General features: G+C 66.3%; 11 protein-coding genes. 6 read left to right on the top strand and 5 right to left on the bottom strand.

Annotated features, from left to right (window positions below):
* Positions 1-16: 16 nt before the first annotated feature.
* Together araD (ACOABP_RS14850) and ACOABP_RS14845 are read right to left on the bottom strand one after the other, a co-directional pair.
* The gene (araD, locus tag ACOABP_RS14850; protein ID WP_474225832.1) at positions 17-1,762 is read right to left on the bottom strand and encodes an L-arabinonate dehydratase; all 1,746 of its coding nucleotides are present in this window, start codon (positions 1,760-1,762) and stop codon (positions 17-19) included.
* Between the two features lie 23 nt (positions 1,763-1,785).
* Positions 1,786-2,793, bottom strand: a complete 1,008-nt coding sequence (locus tag ACOABP_RS14845) for a Bug family tripartite tricarboxylate transporter substrate binding protein (RefSeq protein WP_474225831.1) — start codon at positions 2,791-2,793, stop codon at positions 1,786-1,788.
* Positions 2,794-3,093: 300 nt separating this feature from the next.
* On the opposite strand from ACOABP_RS14845, the gene ACOABP_RS14840 reads away from it, so the two are divergent.
* The 6 genes from ACOABP_RS14840 (at position 3,094) to ACOABP_RS14815 (ending at position 9,418) form a co-directional block, all read left to right on the top strand.
* A complete protein-coding gene (locus ACOABP_RS14840) occupies positions 3,094-4,158 on the top strand; it encodes a LacI family DNA-binding transcriptional regulator (protein ID WP_474225830.1) in 1,065 nt (354 codons plus the stop codon).
* A gap of 95 nt (positions 4,159-4,253) precedes the next feature.
* Positions 4,254-5,708 carry an NAD-dependent succinate-semialdehyde dehydrogenase gene (locus ACOABP_RS14835; protein WP_474225829.1) on the top strand — a complete coding sequence of 485 codons (1,455 nt, stop codon included), beginning with the start codon at positions 4,254-4,256 and terminating at the stop codon, positions 5,706-5,708.
* A 47-nt stretch (positions 5,709-5,755) separates the two neighbouring features.
* Positions 5,756-6,913 (top strand): mandelate racemase/muconate lactonizing enzyme family protein, encoded by a 1,158-nt coding sequence (locus ACOABP_RS14830; RefSeq protein ID WP_474225828.1) that lies wholly within the window; start codon positions 5,756-5,758, stop codon positions 6,911-6,913.
* Between the two features lie 135 nt (positions 6,914-7,048).
* On the top strand, positions 7,049-7,948 hold the full coding sequence (locus tag ACOABP_RS14825; protein WP_474225827.1) for a helix-turn-helix domain-containing protein: 900 nt from the start codon (positions 7,049-7,051) through the stop codon (positions 7,946-7,948).
* Positions 7,949-8,096: 148 nt separating this feature from the next.
* On the top strand, positions 8,097-9,071 hold the full coding sequence (locus ACOABP_RS14820; protein ID WP_474225826.1) for a Bug family tripartite tricarboxylate transporter substrate binding protein: 975 nt from the start codon (positions 8,097-8,099) through the stop codon (positions 9,069-9,071).
* A gap of 29 nt (positions 9,072-9,100) precedes the next feature.
* Positions 9,101-9,418 carry an NIPSNAP family protein gene (locus ACOABP_RS14815; protein WP_474225824.1) on the top strand — a complete coding sequence of 106 codons (318 nt, stop codon included), beginning with the start codon at positions 9,101-9,103 and terminating at the stop codon, positions 9,416-9,418.
* A 60-nt stretch (positions 9,419-9,478) separates the two neighbouring features.
* Here ACOABP_RS14815 and araD (ACOABP_RS14810) read toward each other — a convergent pair whose 3' ends face one another.
* The 3 genes from araD (ACOABP_RS14810) to ACOABP_RS14800 all read right to left on the bottom strand — a co-directional run bounded on the left by araD (ACOABP_RS14810) (position 9,479) and on the right by ACOABP_RS14800 (position 13,145).
* Positions 9,479-11,257 carry an L-arabinonate dehydratase gene (gene araD / locus ACOABP_RS14810; protein ID WP_474225823.1) on the bottom strand — a complete coding sequence of 593 codons (1,779 nt, stop codon included), beginning with the start codon at positions 11,255-11,257 and terminating at the stop codon, positions 9,479-9,481.
* Between the two features lie 82 nt (positions 11,258-11,339).
* Complete coding sequence (locus ACOABP_RS14805; RefSeq protein WP_474225822.1) at positions 11,340-12,137, bottom strand: aldolase/citrate lyase family protein; 798 nt, start codon at positions 12,135-12,137, stop codon at positions 11,340-11,342.
* Positions 12,138-12,176: 39 nt separating this feature from the next.
* A complete protein-coding gene (locus tag ACOABP_RS14800; RefSeq protein ID WP_474225821.1) occupies positions 12,177-13,145 on the bottom strand; it encodes a Bug family tripartite tricarboxylate transporter substrate binding protein in 969 nt (322 codons plus the stop codon).
* Positions 13,146-13,244: the final 99 nt, after the last annotated feature.

Genomic DNA, 13,244 nt, shown 5'->3' with positions numbered 1-13,244 from the left:
TGAGAAAGGTTGCGGATCAGTAGATGGCGGGTTCAGGTGTCGGCGCATTGCCGGCCAGCACGGCGAAGTCGCAGCCCAGGTGCGCCTGCGTGACTTCGCTTTGGTAGATGCGGGTGTAGCCGCGCTCGTAGACCTTTGGCGGCGGGGTCCACTGCGCGCGCCGGGCATCGATTTCTTCCTGGGATACCAGCAGGTCGAGGCGTCGCTCGACAATATCGAGACGAATTTCGTCGCCGGTGCGCACCAGCGCCAGCGGGCCGCCGACGGCCGATTCGGGCGAGATATGCAGCACGCAGGTGCCATAGTGGGTGCCGCTCATCCGCGAGTCTGACAAGCGGACCAGATCACGCACTCCCCGCTGCAGCAGCTTTTTCGGAATCGGCAGGTTGCCCCACTCCGGCATGCCAGGGCCGCCGACCGGGCCGCCATTGCGCAGCACCAGCACGGTGTTCTCATCGACATCGAGATCTGGATCGTTGATGGCGGCGAGCATCTCTGCGTTGGAATCGAACACCAGCGCGCGGCCCGTGTGGCACAGCAGCGCGGGCGTGGCGGCCGACGGCTTGATGACCGCGCCGTCCGGACACAGGTTGCCGCGCAGCACGGCCAGCGCGCACCCGGCATCCGGGTTTCCGTCGGGCGCTTGCACCACCGGCCGGTCGAGCGGCCGGATCACCTCGTCGTCCTGGCAGGTGTGCCCTTCGATGTTCTGCCCCAGCGTGGCGCCAGTGCAGGTCATCGCGCCCAGATCGAGGTGCGCTGCGATGCGGTTGAGCAGCGCCGGCAGGCCGCCTGCGAAATAGAAGTCCTCCATCAGCCGGTTGCCGGCCGGAAACAGGTTTGCCAGCACAGGCACGCGCCGCGCCATGGCGTCGAAGTCGTCCAGGCCCAGTTCGATGCCGGCCCGGCCTGCCATGGCCGGCAGATGCACCGCCGCGTTGGTGGAGCCACCCAGCGCCATCCACGCCGCCACGCCATTGAGGAACGATTGGCGCGTCAGGATGCGCGATGGCCGCAGGTCTTCCCAGACCATGTCGACAATCCGCTGGCCGCAGGCCCATGCCATGCGCGAATGGCCGGCGTCCATCGCCGGGATGCTCGTCGAGCCAGGCAGCGCCAGCCCCATCGCCTCGACAATCGCGGTCATGGTGCTGGCCGTGCCCATCGTGTTGCAGGTACCGGGCGCGCGCGTCATGCGCGCTTCCAGCGACACCCATTCGGCATCGCCGATGGCACCTACCGTGTACTGCTCCCAGTATTTCTTGGTATGGGTGCCCGCCCCCACGCTCTGGCCCTTGTAGCGGTCATTGAGCATCGGGCCGGCGGCGCAGAAGATCGCGGGCACGTCCATCGACATCGCGCCCATCACCAGGCCCGGCGTGGTCTTGTCGCAGCCGCCGAGCAGCACCACGCCGTCGAGCGGGAGGCTCCGTATCAGTTCTTCCGCTTCCATGGCCAGGAAGTTGCGATAGAGCATGGTGGTCGGCTTGACCATGACCTCGCCCAGGCTCATGGCGGGCAGTTCCAGCGGATAGCCCCCTGCCTGCAGCACACCGCGCTTGATCGACTCGGCCCGGTCGCGCAGATGTGCGTGGCAAGGCGACAGGTCGCTCCACGTATTGAGGATGCCGATGATCGGCCGCCCCATGAACGCTTCACGTGCCAGCCCCTGCTGCTGCATGCGCTGCCGATGCGCGAAGCCCCGGATATCGTTGCTGGCAAACCAGCGCTGGCTGCGTAGTTGATCGATTGTTTTCTTCACACCGCTATCTCCGTCCATCCCGCTCAGTCCAGCTTGACGCCGGCTTCCTTGACCAGCTTTCCCATCGCCGCGGAATCCTTGGTGAGCAGCGCTTCGAACTGCGCCGGCGTCGACGAAAGCACTTCGTAGCCCTGCTGCTCCAGCGGCTCGCGGAACTTGGGCGACTGCAGGATGCCGACCATTTCCTTGTTGAGCCGTTCGACGATGGCGGGCGGCGTGCCGCGCCGTACCAGGATGCCGTTCCAGACGACGGAGATCACATCGGGCACGCCGGCCTCGGCAAACGTCGGCACATCGGGCAGCACCGGCGACCGCTTGGTATCGGCCACGGCCAGCACACGAAGCTTGTTGGCCTTCTTGTACGTGACCACGGCGGGCAGGTTGTTGAACATCATCGGGATCTGGCCGGACAGCACGTCCATCAACGCGGGCGGCCCGCCCTTGTAGGGCACATGCACAAGGTGGGTGCCGCTGCGTTTTTCGAACAGCACGCCAGCCAGATGCATGGTGTTGCCGTTGCCAGCAGAGCCGTAGTCGATGCGCCCTGGCTGCGCCTTGGCCGCGCTGATGACATCGGCTACGGTCTTGTACGGTGTCTGCGCCCCCACAACCAGCACGTTCGGCATCTGGTGCGTCAGCGTGACAGGCTGCAGGTCCTTGACCGGGTCATAGCCCATGCTGGCGTAGAGATGCGGATTGATGGCCAGCGTGCTCGTGGAGCCGAGCAGCAGCGTGTAGCCATCGGCAGGCTGCTGGCGCGCGACAAAAGCCGAGCCGATATTGCCATTGGCGCCAGCGCGGTTGTCGATCACCACCGGCTGGCCCAGCCGTTCGCCGAGTGCATTGGCAAACGCCCGGGCAAACTGGTCGGCCACGCCGCCGGCCGGGTATGGCACCACGAACGTCACGGGCCGGTTCGGATAGGCGCCATCGGCGGCCAGTCCGGTCGATGGCAATACCGCCATGGCACATGCGGCCGCGCCTGCCAGGGTGCCTGCCATCGTGCGGCCGAGCCATTTCCTGCGATTCATAGCAATGTCTCCTCTCGTTATTCCGGGATGTGCCGCCAGGCGTGGCGACGATCAACACATCGGCCTGGTCGTGCTCCCGCAGGAATGCACTGGCATCGTCCAGGCACGCCAATCCACCACCTCGAAATGTTCGTGCAGCGTCCCAGGCGGTTCGGGTGCAAACGGCGTCACAACAAGCAGAATCGGTCGGGTCATGCCTGAAACATCCTAGGTGAAATCACTGATGTTACCGGTGACTGTTACCGGTAGCATTGGCGAATGATAGAGTTCGGCACCGTGCTCTAGCCATCCGTAAAAACCATGAACGACGCTCCACCGCCGCGCGCATCGCGCCGCAAGGCCGCCACCCATACGATCCACGACGTCGCCGCATTGGCCGGCGTGTCGGCCATCACCGTATCGCGCTACTTCAACAACCCGGAGAAGGTGTCGGTCGCGGTACGCGAACGGCTGCGGGAGATCGTCGAGCGGATCGGCTACGTTCCCAGTCAGGTGGCCGGCGGACTGGCCTCGGGCCGGGGGCGCGTGGTCTGCGCCGTCATGCAGAACATTGCCAGCGCCACCTTTGCCGACCTTGTCAAAGGCATGACCGACGAGCTGCAGGCGTCGGGCCTGCAATTGCTGCTGGCAAACGCGCAGTATTCGCAAACCCTCGAGGAAAACGCCATCCGCACCTTCGTGGGCTGGCACCCGCGTGCACTGATCCTGACGCGCGACGATCACACGCCAGCGGCAGAGGCCATGCTGTCAGCACTCGATATTCCGGTCGTCGAGGCCTGGGGCTTCGTGGATGACCGCCCCTTCCACCAGGTTGGCTTTCCCCACGCGGAAACCGGCGCCCAATTGGCCCACCACTTCCTGGAGCAAGGTGCCACGCGGGTGCGCTTTGTGCTGCCGCATGTCGGGGAGGACTTCCGGGCCGCCCAGCGCGCCCAGGGCTATGCCGGGGCGATGACTGCCGCCGGACTGGCCGCGGACGTGCAGATCGCGGATGTCGAAGACGACTTCGAGGCCGGTGCGCACGCCATGACAGCCCTGGCCGCCACCGCGCGCACGGACCGGCCAGAGGCCATCATCTTTGCCAACGACAACATGGCAGCCGGCGCGATCCTGCATGCCGCCGATTGCGGCCTGACGTTGCCGAAAGACTGCGCACTGGCCGGATTCGGCGATGCCCCCATCTCGGTGCGCCTGAAGCCGGCGCTGACCACGCTGCGCCCGGCGCGCTACCAGATCGGCCAGATGGCGGCCCGCACGGTGCTGCGCATGCTCAATGCCCCGCAAGACCCCGAACCGGCGCTGGGCCGCACCCTGCTTCCCTGTGAACTGATCGTGCGGGAAAGCAGCCGCCTGGTGCGCGCCTGAGGCGCGGCGGCATTGCGCCGCCGATTTCACGCACCGCCCCGCATCGGCATGTCACGTTCTGCTCAGACCCAACAGCCTATCCAATGGAGACAACCATGCAGTTGAACGATACGTCCTTGCTACGCACGCAATGCCTGATTGGCGGGGAATGGACCGCCGCCCGCGACGGCCGCACCATCGACGTGCAGGACCCCGCCGATGGCCGCCACCTTGCGACGGTACCGCGGCTGGGCATGGACGAAGTCAGGCAGGCCATCGACGCCGCGCATCGTGCCCTGCCCGCATGGCGGGCCCGCACTGCAAAGGATCGCGCGGCCATCCTGCGTCGCTGGTACGAACTGGTGATCGAGCATGCGGACGACCTGGCGCAGATCCTGACCGCCGAACAGGGCAAGCCGCTTGCCGAGGCAAAGGGCGAGATCCTGGCTAACGCCGCCTACCTCGAATGGTTCGCCGAAGAAGCGAAGCGCGTCTATGGCGACCTGATGCCGCCGGCCAACGCCGGCAGCCGTGTGATCGTGATGAAGCAGCCGGTGGGCGTTTGCGCGGCGATCACGCCGTGGAACTTTCCCAACGGCATGATCACCCGCAAGGCAGGCCCGGCCCTGGCCGCAGGCTGCACGATGGTGCTCAAGCCGGCGTCGAAGACCCCGCTGTCGGCGCTCGCGCTCGCCGAACTGGCACTACGCGCGGGCGTGCCTGCCGGCGTGTTCTCGGTGGTCACCGGTGACGCCCGGGGCATCGGAGAAGAATTCAGCCGCAATCCGCTGATTGCCAAGATCACATTCACCGGCTCGACCGAAGTGGGCCGCTGGCTGCTGCGCGAGGCCGCCGATGGCGTCAAGAAGACGTCGATGGAACTGGGCGGCAATGCACCGTTTATCGTTTTCGACGACGCCGACATCGATGCCGCCGTCGAAGGCGCGATGATCTCGAAGTTTCGCAACGCAGGCCAGACCTGCGTCTGCGCCAATCGCATCTACGTGCAGGCGGGCGTCTACGACGCCTTTGCGCGCAAGCTGACCGAGCGGGTCAACGCCCTGCGCGTGGGCCGCGGCACCGAACCCGGCATTACCCAGGGCCCGCTGATCGACATGGCAGCGGTGGAAAAGGTCGAGGAACATATCCGCGATGCGCTGGACCAGGGCGCGCAGGTCCTGACCGGCGGCCGCCGCCATGCGCTGGGCGGCCAGTATTTCGAACCGACGGTGGTGACCAACGCCACCCAGTCGATGAAAGTGGCGACCGAGGAAACGTTCGGACCGCTGGCTCCGCTGTTCCGTTTCGAGACGGAAGAAGAAGTAATCGCCATGGCAAACGACAGCGAATTTGGCCTGGCCGCCTACTTCTATGCGCGCGACATGGGGCGCGTCTGGCGCGTATCGGAGGCCATTGAAGCCGGCATCGTAGGGGTCAACAGCGGCCTGATCGCCAACGAAATGGCGCCGTTCGGCGGCGTCAAGCAATCGGGCATGGGCCGCGAAGGCTCGAAGTACGGCATCGAGGACTATCTCGAAATCAAGTACGTCTGCATGGCGGGCATTGCATGACGGCGCTTTCCTCCAATTCCTCCGACACCCCCGGGATCCCCGACACCATGACGCTCGCCCAGAAGCCGCTGCAGATCGAAAGCCTCGAGGCATTCGTGTTCCGCGCGCCGGCGCATCCGCCGGTGCAGACCTCGTTCGGCATCATGCATGACCGCCCCGCTGTGCTGCTGCGCGTGCGGGACAAGGACGGCGCCGAGGGATGGGGCGAGGTCTGGTGCAATTTCCCGACCGTGGGTGCCGAGCACCGCGCCCGTCTGGCGCTGGCCTATGGCCGCCCTGTCATCACAAGCCAGGCCTGGGCCAATCCGCGCCAGGCATGGCAGGCCATGCTCGACCGCTTTGCCGTGCTGATGCTGCAGACCGGCGAGCCTGGCCCCCTGCACCAGATCGCGGCCGGCATCGACATGGCCATGTGGGACCTGTATTCGCGTCGCGCCGGCGTGCCGGCATGGCGCGCGCTCGGGGGCGAGTCGGCCTGGGACGTGCCGGTCTACGCATCGGGCATCAATCCGACCGAGCCGGAAAAGCTGGCGCTTGCCAAGCGCGATGAAGGCTATCGCGCGTTCAAGCTCAAGGTGGGCTTTGGCGCCGAACGCGATGTCACGAACCTGCGCAACATGCGCGACGCGCTGGGCAGCGACGCCGTGATGATGGTCGACGCCAACCAGGCGTGGGATGCCACCGAGGCCGTTGCGGCGGGCCATCGCATGGAGCCGTTCAACCTGCTCTGGCTGGAAGAACCGATCCGCGCCGACGCGCCGCCGCAAACCTGGGCGGCCCTGGCGAAAGACCAGCCGCTGCGGCTGGCCGGCGGCGAGAACCTGAGCAGCCTGGCGCAATACGATGACTTTATCGCCCAGCACGGCATGTCGGTCATCCAGCCCGACGCCGGCAAATGGGGCGGACTGAGCGGCTGTATCGATGTCGCCCGTCGTGCCAATGCCGCCGGCAAATGGTATTGCCCCCATTGGCTTGGGGCGGGTCTCGGCCTGGTGGCGTCGGTGCACCTGAAGACCGCCGCCGGCGGCCAAGGCTTCGTGGAAGTCGACGCGAACCCCAACCCGTTGCGCGACATGATGGCAGCACCGGTCATGCGCCTCGACAACGGCTGCGTACGACTGGACGACGCCCCAGGGCTTGGCGTGGTGCCTGACCTTGTGGCGCTGAAGCCGTACGCCGTGACGCTCGACCAGAGCGGGCTCTGACACCGCCGCCGGTTGCCCGCAGGCGCCGCCGGCGGCACCGTCACCCTGCCGCATCGGGCGCGCCAGGCGGCCGCCCGATCGTTTTGCGATAGCATGGCGCTGGTCACCAGGACCTGAACCGCAAGGAACCCGCGCTTGCCCGAAGCCCTCTCCTCCAGCCCCGCCGGCCAGTTTCCCACCTTCGAGACTTCGGATTTCGCGAGCGAGGGGTCGTTCTACTTCGACCTCGTACGCCTGCAGGACCGCGACGACATTCCGCGCGGCTTCCTGCACCGGCACAACTACTACCACCTGCTGTGGATGACCCGGGCGCACGGCACGCACATGCTCGACTTCGCGCATTTCGATGTGCGCGACCACTCGGTGTTCTTCCTCTCGCCTGGCCAGGTGCATGCCTGGACGTCATCGATCAAGCCGCATGGCTACGTGCTGAACTTCAGCACCGACTTCTTCGCCCGGATGTTTCCGCGCGCCGAGGATGTCGCCAGGCTGCCGTTCTTCCACCCCTCGCGCGGCAACAGCGCGCTCTATCTGACGCAGGCCCAGCATGACGACATGCTGCCGCTGCTGCGCGAGATGGAGCACGAGGCGCGCGACCGGCAGCCGGGCTACCCCGACGTGGTGCAGGCCTGCCTGCTGATCCTGCTTACCCGCCTGCGGCGCCTGTGCCCCGACAACGAGCCGGCCAGCGGCGTGGGTCCGCAGCAGGCCCTGATGCGGCGCTTCACGATGCTGGTGGAAACGCACTACCTGCGCTTCGAGACGATCGGGCAGTACGCCGAAGCGCTCTGCGTCAGCGAACGTCAGCTCAACGACGCGGTCAAGCGCACCGTGGCACGTACGGCCAGCCAGGTGGTACAGGAGCGCGTGATCCTGGAAGCCAAGCGCTGGCTCAGCAATACCGGGACCGGCATCGCCGAGATCGCGTTCCGTCTCAATATCGAGGACCCGGCGTACTTTGCGCGCTTCTTCAAGAAGCAGACCGGGCTGACGCCGGGCGACTTCCGCCGCAAGCACTGCCGTCCGCTGGAATAACGCGCGAAAAAGTCCAATACAACGTCTGATCCGTCCTAACGCCACGCCCCGGCGGTTGCGTAGAGTGCTCCTGATGGTGTTGCCTGGCCCGGCCCAGCCGGAATGCCGCTGCACACCCATAAATCAGAAAAAAGTACAGGAGACAGACATGCACAAAGCAATCGCCCGGTTGCGGGGCCTTGCCGTGGCCACCGCCCTGGCCGTCACAACCTTCCATGCCATGGCCGACTACCCGGATCGACCCTTGCGGGTCATCGTCCCGTTTGCCGCCGGCGGCGCCACCGACGTGATCGCGCGCACCGTGGCACAGACCATGTCGGCCCGGCTTGGCCAGTCGGTCGTGGTGGAGAACAAGGCCGGTGCCAACGGCAACATCGGTGCCGTCACGGCCGCACGCTCGGACCCTGACGGCTACACGCTGCTGATGGCCACCTCCAGCCACGCAATCAATGCGTCGCTCTACCAGAAGCTCAACTACAGCCTTACGCGCGACTTCGTCGGGCTGTCGAACCTGGCGTCGGTGCCGTTGCTGCTGGTGGTGAATCCGTCGGTACCGGTCAATTCGGCCAGCGAACTCGCGGCCTACGCCAAGGCCCATGCCGGGCGCGTCAACTATGCGTCGGGCGGCACCGGCACCGCATCCCACCTGGCTGGCGAGCAGTTCAGCACGCTGGCCGGCACGAAAATGACGCACGTGGCCTACAAGGGTGGGTCGCAGGCGCTCAACGATGTGATGGGCGGCCAGGTGCAGGTCATGTTCGCCAACCTGCCCGAAGTCCTCTCGCAGGTTCAGGCCGGCAAGCTCAAGGCGCTGGCGGTAACCGGCAACAAGCGCCATGCCGCCCTGCCGGACGTGCCCGCCTTCTCGGAAACGCCGTTTCCGGGCATGACCGCGCGCTCGTGGTTCGGCTTGTTCGTGCCGGCCGGCACGCCGCCGGCTGTGGTCCAGAAGCTCTCGCAGGCGATCGTCGAGAGCGTGGCCGACCCCGCCGTCAAGGAACGGCTGAAGGGGCTTGGCGCCGATCCCGTGGGCGACGACCAGGCCGCCTTCCAGAAATACGTCAATCAGGAAGTGGCGCGCTGGGCCGTGCTGGTCAGGCAGTCCGGCGCCACCGTCGATTGATTCCCCTTTGCTTCGTACAAGGAAACTCCATGCTGTATGACGTCCGCACCTACACCTGCCGTCCCGGCACGATCAAGAAACACCTGGCGCTGTATGCCGAGCACGGCTTTGCGATCCAGAGCCGGCATCTGGGCAAGCCGCTGGCCTACATGCAAACCGAGACTGGCAATGTGAACAGCTACATGCACATCTGGGTCTACGACAGTGCGGCCGATCGCGAAGCCCGGCGCCAGGCGCTGCAGAAAGACCCTGCCTGGGCAGACTATCTCAGGATGAGCGCCGAGGCCGGCTACCTCGTCAGCCAGGAGAACCGGCTGATGTCGCCGGTGTCGTTCTTCCAGCCGTAACGCTGCGGCTGGGCGTGGCCCCGGCGGGCATTCGCCGGCACGGGGCCATGCTTCGCGCGATCAGTAGATCGGCGGCTCGGGCAGCGGCGCGCAGCCTTCGAGGCTGGCAAAGTCACACCCGCGGTTGGCCTGCGTGACCTCGTGCTGGAAGATGCGACCGTAACCGCGCGCATAGGGCGCGGGCGGCGGCTGCCAGGCGGCGCGGCGCGCGGCGAGTTCCTCGTCGGATACCAGCATATCCAGCCGGCGCGTGCCAATATCGAGCCGCACCGTATCGCCGGTGCGCAGCAACGCCAGCGGACCACCCACCGCCGATTCCGGCGCCACGTGCAGCACGCAGGTTCCGTAGTGCGTACCGCTCATGCGTCCGTCCGAGATGCGCAGCATGTCGCGCACACCTTCGCGCAGCAGCTTCTTGGGGATCGGCAGGTTGCCCCACTCCGGCATGCCGGGCCCGCCGATCGGGCCGGCGTTGCGCAGGACCAGCACGGTCGACGAATCGACATCGAGATCGGGGTCGTCCATCGCGGCGAACATCTCGGCATTCGAATCGAACACCAGCGCCCGCCCTTCGTGCCGCAACAACTGCGGGCTGGACGCCGACGGCTTGATCACCGCACCGTCCGGGCACAGGTTGCCGCGCAGCACCGCCAGCGCCAGGCCCGCTTCGGGGCAGTCCTGCGTGCCGGCCTTGAGGGGCTGGTCCAGGTCCAGCACCGTGCCATCGTCCTCGCAATCCCAGGCTGCAATGTTCTGCCCCAGCGTCTGGCCGGTGACCGTCAGCGCATCGAGGTCCAGGTGGCTGGCAATCTTCTTCAGCACCGCCGGCAGCCCGCCCGCATAGTGGAAGTCTTCCATCAGGCGTTCGCCAGACGGATACAGGTTGGCAATCACGGGGACCTTGCGCGCCACGGCATCGATTTCGTCGAGGTCGAGTTGCACGCCTGCCCGACCGGCCATGGCGGGCAGGTGCACGGCGGCATTCGTCGAGCCGCCCAGCGCCGCATAGACGGCCACCGCGTTGAGAAAGGCCGCCTTGGTGGCGATGCGCGACGGACGCAGGTCTTCCCAGACCATGTCGACAATGCGCATGCCGCATTGCCACGCCATGCGGCTGTGCCCGGCGTCCACGGCCGGAATGCTCATCGCGCCCGGCAGAGAGAAGCCCAGCGCCTCGACGATGGCCGTCATCGTGCTGGCCGTGCCCATGGTGTTGCAGGTGCCCACCGAGCGCGTCATGCGCGCTTCCATGCCCACCCACTCCTGCTGCGTCAGGTTGCCGATCGAGTATTCGGCGAAGTACTTCTTGGTATGCGTGCCGGCGCCGACGGCGGCCCCCTTGTAGCGGTCGTTGAGCATGGGGCCCGCCGGCATGAAGATCACGGGGATGTCCATCGAGAACGCCCCCATCATCAGCCCCGGCGGCGTCTTGTCGCAGCCGCCCATCAGCACGGCGCCGTCCAGCGGCAGGCTGCGCAGCAGCTCCTCGGCCTCCATCGACAACAGGTTGCGATAGAGCATGGTGGTCGGCTTGACCATCACTTCGCCCAGGCTCAGCGCGGGCAGTTCCAGCGGATATCCGCCGGCCTGCAGCACGCCGCGCTTGACCGATTCGGCACGCTCGCGCAGATGCGCGTGGCACGGCGACAGCTCGCTCCAGGTGTTGATGATGCCAATCACGGGGCGGCCCATGAAGGCCTCGCGCGCCAGGCCCTGCTGCTGCATGCGTTGCCGATGGGCAAACCCGCGGATATCGTCGCTGGCAAACCAGCGCTGGCTGCGCAGGTCTTCGACGCCGAGACGCGCGTCGTTGCGCTTGGGATTCTCTTGCTGGGACATACGTTGTGTCTTCCGATGATTCAGTTTGCCGAGCTCGGTTTGCGGCTCGATCTGCGGCTCGGTTTGCGGCTCAATTGGCAGCTCAGTAAGCGGCCCGCGCCACGCCGGGGCCGCGCTGGAAGCGTTCGGCCAGCGCGTCGGCATGCTTGCGCAGGATCACCTGATCGGTACCCACGGCCACAAACAGCGCGCCAAGATCCAGGCATTCCTGCGCGCGCTTTTCGTCGAGCATCAGCAGGCCCGGCGCCTTGCCGCACGCCAGGATGCGCCGGATGGCGGCGTCGATGGCCGCGCGCACACGCGGATGATTGACTTCGCCCGGCACGCCCATGCTGGCCGACAGGTCCGCCGGGCCGATGAAGATGCCGTCGATGCCGTCGATCGCGGCGATGTCTTCGAGGCGGTCGAGCGCCTCTTCCGTTTCAAGCTGCACCAGCACGCACAGTTCGCGCTCGGCTTCGGCCACATAGCGCACATCGCGGCCAAAGCGCGACGCGCGCATCGTGCCGCCCATGCCGCGCACCCCGTGCGGCGGATAGCGCGTGGCCGCCACTGCGGCAGCCGCTTCCTCGGGCGTCTGTACAAACGGGAACAGGAGCGACTGGGCGCCGATGTCCAGATAGCGCTTGGTCAGCACCGTGTCGTTCCACGCCGGCCGTACCACTGCCGACGTCACGCCCATGCAGCCGGCATCCACGGCCTGCAACTGCTGCTGCATGATGACCGGATCGCTGGCCGTGTGCTCGGTATCGAGCAGCAGCCAGTCAAAGCCCGAACCCGCGATGAGTTCGGACACAAACGGAAATGGCAGCGTGGACCACAGGCCGACCTGTGCGCGCTTTTCCTTGAGCGCCTGCTTGAATTGATTGCGTGCGGGCATGTCTTTCCCTTTATCGTTGCGGAGAATCGGCAGCGGTGCTCAGTCGAGCGACACGTTGCCTGCCTTGATCAGCGCGCCCATGGCGTTGTAGTCGGATTTCAGGCGCGTTTCGAATTCCGCTGGCGTGGACGACAGCACCTCGGTGCCCTGCTCTTCCTGCTTCACCCGGAAATCCGGGCTCTTGAGGATGGCCGCCATTTCCCGCGCGAGCCGGTCCACCACCGGTTGCGGCGTGCCGGCGCGCACCAGCATGCCGCTCCAGGGCACCTGCACCACACCCGGCGCGCCCGCTTCCTTCATCGTGGGCACGTTGGGCAGCAAGGCGGCGCGCTTGTCGTCGGCCACTGCCAGGATGCGCACCTTGTGCGCACGCTCGTAGGCCAGCACCGCGTTCAGGTTGTGGAACATCATCGGGATCTGGCCGGCGAGCACGTCGTTCAGGGCCGCCGGGCCGCCCTTGTACGGCACGTGGGTCAGCGACGTTCCGGTCCTGGCCTGGAACAGTACGCCGGTCAGGTGCATGGTGTTGCCATTGCCCGCCGAGCCGAAATTGATGGTGCCCGGCTTCGCCTTGGCTGCGACCACCACGTCGGCCACGGTCTTGTACGGCGCGGCGGCATTGACCACCAGCACGTTGGGGGTCTGGTTGGTCAGCGTCAGCGGCTGGAAATCCTTGAACGGGTCAAAGCCCGGGCTCTTGTAGAGGTGCGGATTGACCGCCAGTGTGCTGACCGAGCCGAAGAAGATCGTGTAGCCATCCGCGGGTTGCTGCCGCGCCACGTAGGCCGCGGCGATATTGCCATTGGCGCCGGCACGGTTCTCCACCACGACCGGCTGGCCCAGGCGCTGCCCCAGCATCTGCGCGAACGGCCGCGCAAAGGCGTCGGCGGCGCCACCCGGTGGCTGCGGCACGACCATGACAATCGGATGATCCGGCCATGCGGCAAAAGCGGAAGCCGTGGCAAGAGTCGCGGCAACAGCGGCCACCGCTCGACGGAAAGCGAACATGAAATGTCTCCAGGCACAGCGATTCGATCGATCGCGTTTTGAATCGTCGGAATGTTAGCGCTAGCATTTTCAGGTGCAGCTTTGCAATGAAAGCGGTAA

It is taken from the genome of Cupriavidus sp. HE11, assembly GCF_056097175.1.
The sequence above is the reverse complement of the archived record's forward strand: the minus strand, read 5'-3'. Positions and strand labels throughout refer to the sequence as shown.

Bases quoted from the DNA above. Each gene is read 5' to 3' on its own strand.
- ACOABP_RS14845 (WP_474225831.1), bottom strand. From the start codon at position 2,793: ATGAATCGCAGGAAATGGCTCGGCCGCACGATGGCAGGCACCCTGGCA.
- ACOABP_RS14840 (WP_474225830.1), top strand. From the start codon at position 3,094: ATGAACGACGCTCCACCGCCGCGCGCATCGCGCCGCAAGGCCGCCACC.
- ACOABP_RS14835 (WP_474225829.1), top strand. From the start codon at position 4,254: ATGCAGTTGAACGATACGTCCTTGCTACGCACGCAATGCCTGATTGGC.
- ACOABP_RS14830 (WP_474225828.1), top strand. From the start codon at position 5,756: ATGACGCTCGCCCAGAAGCCGCTGCAGATCGAAAGCCTCGAGGCATTC.
- ACOABP_RS14820 (WP_474225826.1), top strand. From the start codon at position 8,097: ATGCACAAAGCAATCGCCCGGTTGCGGGGCCTTGCCGTGGCCACCGCC.
- ACOABP_RS14815 (WP_474225824.1), top strand. From the start codon at position 9,101: ATGCTGTATGACGTCCGCACCTACACCTGCCGTCCCGGCACGATCAAG.
- araD (WP_474225823.1), bottom strand. From the start codon at position 11,257: ATGTCCCAGCAAGAGAATCCCAAGCGCAACGACGCGCGTCTCGGCGTC.
- ACOABP_RS14805 (WP_474225822.1), bottom strand. From the start codon at position 12,137: ATGCCCGCACGCAATCAATTCAAGCAGGCGCTCAAGGAAAAGCGCGCA.
- ACOABP_RS14800 (WP_474225821.1), bottom strand. From the start codon at position 13,145: ATGTTCGCTTTCCGTCGAGCGGTGGCCGCTGTTGCCGCGACTCTTGCC.